A 3,835-nucleotide genomic window follows, 5' to 3' on the forward strand; every position below is an offset into this window, starting at 1 on the left:
GCAACACATTCCTCGAAGTCCCACCCGGTTTACCTAACGCCAGGCAACGATCCAAAAGCACCGTTGCCAGATCATTTTTAGCTTCGTTGTAATGTTTCTCGCAGTAAGCCTTGAGGACATCATCCTGTTTACCGCTAGCCAAATATGGAACATTCGTCAGCAACCAGTGATACCGATCACTCAACATTACTGCCGTCTTCGCCAAGCCCTGAGCCACTACCGCAGCTTCATGTTCTTCTTCACTCTGCTCTTGAGATAGAGCTGAGGATAATGCTCCCGACAAATCTTCCCAGGAGACATCACCCATTTTTGAATACTGTATTTTAGCCGGATCCAACAGACTACCCAATACCGGAGCATCGGCAAAGGCTTCGTGCATAAACTCCAAAGCCATACTCAAGTTTTTCTTGCCCAAGCCCAACTTTTTCCATTCTTCCTTGGCAACACTCACCGACAGCCCCGAACAGGCCACATTCAGTTCTGGTAGTTTTCTATAACCACCAGCACCGGGATACTTCCACGCCGTAAGAGCCAGGGCAAAAGCCGCCAGTTCCACGCAACGCCGGTCCAATTCAAGCCCGTGCAGGTTGTCCCGCAACACCGCATCAACCGCTTCACTTGCACTTATTTTTTCAAGCTCCATGCGCATAGGCACAAGCATCATAAAAGCTGCCACCAGAAAATGCCCCGAGCCACAACATGGATCCAGCATTTTAAGTTCACCCAAGTTTTCAGGCCAGCCGTCAAAAGATCCTGCAGCACGAGTCCAAATAGTAGAAGCGGCATCCTGCCGCTTTTTTTCTAAATCATAAGCAGAATGATTTCTGATATACGCTCTAATCTTTTCCAGTTGCTCAGGATTTCGGACAATATGATCAAAAGATTCTTTTTGCCAAAACGCGCCACTCTGCCCGGTTTTTCTATTGATTTGCGTTGCTGTGAATGACTTCCACGAATGCAAAATCGTCGATAATTCATAACCTTTTTTTGGCGTAACCACTACATGGACATGGTTTGGCATGACGACAAACTCGTCAAGATCATAATGTTCTCCAGCAAAATGCTTTAGCGCATTTTGGACAATTTCTTTATGTTCCAGTTCCTTAAGTAAACATTTCCCAAATCCCTGATCCAACCATTTTTGAAGTCGTTCTGGGAATTTTTTAATAAACTCTTGCTTTGTATTTTTATCTTGAGGTTCAGGATGAAGACTGAGCCACTCATCTTTTTCCTGTTGCCATAGTTCTAACTTTTCTTTTGGAAGTGAATCTGCTGTTCGGAAAGTTACAAAATAGCTTACGTCATCTTGTCGCCAATGTGGTAGATTTCCAGAGAGGTTTACTATTTCATCTTCTTTGTCGAAGTAACGGATTTCATTTACGATATTGGAAGAAGGATTAGGATTAGGTTTAGAATTTAAGAGGCTGGAAGAAGGTTTTAATTCTACATTTAATAAGAGGCTGGAAGCCTCTTCTACTTTTACAAAGCGCAAATACTGTAGCGGCACCCCGGCAATGCTGGCTTTGTTGCGTAGTTCATCCTCACTTGTGGCTGAAGATAAATCGGAATCACTTAATCTTCTTTTAGCCCACCAAACACCCAAGGCATTATCCAAAAGAAAACTAACCATGTAGGGTTCAGTGAATAGTTGAGTTACTGCTGGCAGTTCTCTAGCACCGATCTTTACCTCGGATTTGTTTATACGCTCTTTGTTGTCTGCCTGCCAAAACTGATAAACCCAACCCAGTGAATCCGATGCCGTAAAGACCTCTGCTGGCAATCCAGTCAGTAAAGCTTCCAATTTCTGCTGGTGTTCAGGTGGCAGGGTTAACAGAAAAACTGGCGAATCCAAACGAAAAATTTGCGGCAACATACGAGCGGCAAAACGGGCAGCCAACTCCCAGCCGTTACTCGCACCTTCATCAGTAGCTAAATCTTCACAATCCTCCAGACTCACAGCAACCGGATCCTGAGGATCTGGGTACATGAGAAGTCCATTTTCCGAGAGAAATCTGGCGAATAACATGCGGTGCCAATGCTCATAAGCAACTTCTTCCACTAGCCGGTTGAGACTTTGCTTTCCTTTTTTTTCAGTCAGGGAATCGCCCAACTGTCGACCATGCACCCTAAGCTTGCGCCGTAATTCCCGTTCATGGTCTTTCAAATGAGGAAAAGCTTGAGCTTCTCCGACCCCAAGGCTTTCCAGGACAGTTCGACTGGCAGATTCGGCTATTTCACGAGCATCCTTAACAGTTTTTTCCAGCTTATTGCGTAGTGTTTTTTCTAAGGGATTTATCATGTTTTAGGCTTTTTGAAATCGTACAGGTTTTGTTTTTTTGATAATCAGCTTTTGCGATAGCGCCTTGCCAAGCCAGTCGTTGAGCTGGGTTTTATTCACATTCAGATGTTCTGCAAGTTCGGCGGCATTCTTGGGCTCCCTCAACTCATTTATAATGATTGGAATTACCGCGTGGTATACAGCATCTGATATTTGGATGTCATCAGTTGTTGAGTTTGTTTCATCTTTTCCTGTACCTTTATCGACTGTATTGTTCACCACAGGCGGATGACTTTTTGCCTCTGGGATATCCAATGCCTTTTCTTTAGGCTGGGAGTTTACATTGTTTCCTCCCATAAAATCAAACAAACTGGGTAACTCCTCCTGTACCGGTTTACTTGACTTTGCAGCATCAGCCAAAGCCTTCAAGATTAACTCATCCGCTTGTATCTCCGGAAACTCTATTGCTCCAAGCTCAACCAGCTTACGGTTGCCTTCTGGTTTATCGCATTTTCTAACATAAACAGGTTTTGCAGGCTTGCGTCTGAGTTCCTCTTTTGCCCCAGCCCAGGTTCCTCCTTTGTTGTGATCAGCACTGACCACAATACTATAATCGGCTATGGCATAAATCAGTTTATTCCTGGCCATTGCATTTCCAACATTGAATCCGGCTTCAGGATGATAGGGCGATAACAAAAGCAGGTTTTGTTTGGCGATAGCTGTTCGATAAGACTTCTTCAAGCTTTTTTGCCTCAAACGGTCAGCCACAATACCGATTACCTTCCCATTCCCCGAAATGGCAGTGTCCATAGAGGTTTCATCAACTCCCTTGGCGGCACCTGAGATCACTGTGATGCCCTGTTTAACACAGGCTTGCACAATGCTCTTGGTAAAATTGAATCCGTCGGTATCAATATTTCTCGACCCCACAAAGGCAACTCCTCCACCAACTAAAAGTTTTCGATCTCCCACCCCATATAAAAATGGTGGGGACTGGTGTTTTATATGTCTCTTGATACACTGGGGATACTCGGCATCACTTCTGCTTACAACCCAGATTCCATCACTGCCCCACTTCTCCAGGGCAAACCCCAACTGCATGCCTCTATCCATTAGTCCTTTTAATCTTTCCATGCCCAGCCCCGAATCTTCCGCTATCTGAGCAAGAAGCTCGCTATCATACAGCGAAGATGGGGTTAGCTTTTCTTTCAATAGAGACTGGGTTAGCGTGGTATACTCGGTTTGGGTCAAAGGCTTGACTGAGTCATCCTTGTTCAAGAATGCACACAACAATAAAATTGCTTTTGTATTCTCGGTTATAGTCGTCATAGCTAATCTATCCTCTGTGAATTTAGAGCTAAAGCTACAGGATATACGGCATCGCAACCATTTTTCCTTAGCAGGGCAGCGGCAATAGTAAAGGTCCATCTGGAATCGACCATGTCATCGACCAACAAACACCTACCACTACAAGAATTGATAATCTCAAACACCCCGTCTAGATTTTTTGCCTGCTGATAACTGTTTTGCATCTCTTTTTGTGGTGGGTTGTCTTTT

General features: G+C 44.5%; 2 protein-coding genes and 1 pseudogene (1 of these 3 cut by a window edge). All 3 read right to left on the bottom strand.

Annotated features, from left to right (window positions below; genetic code table 11):
* On the bottom strand, nucleotides 1-2,299 hold a 2,299-nt coding region (locus HQK80_14110; GenBank protein MBF0223333.1), incomplete at its 3' end, for a transposase.
* A gap of 3 nt (nucleotides 2,300-2,302) precedes the next feature.
* Nucleotides 2,303-3,607: a DNA-protecting protein DprA gene (locus HQK80_14115; protein MBF0223334.1), complete on the bottom strand. Its 1,305-nt coding sequence runs from the start codon at nucleotides 3,605-3,607 to the stop codon at nucleotides 2,303-2,305.
* Nucleotides 3,608-3,609: 2 nt separating this feature from the next.
* Nucleotides 3,610-3,835, bottom strand: a pseudogene (locus HQK80_14120) (RecQ family ATP-dependent DNA helicase); it runs 1,884 nt beyond the window's last position.

It is taken from the genome of Desulfobulbaceae bacterium (assembly GCA_015231515.1).
Lineage (GTDB): Bacteria > Desulfobacterota > Desulfobulbia > Desulfobulbales > VMSU01 > JADGBM01.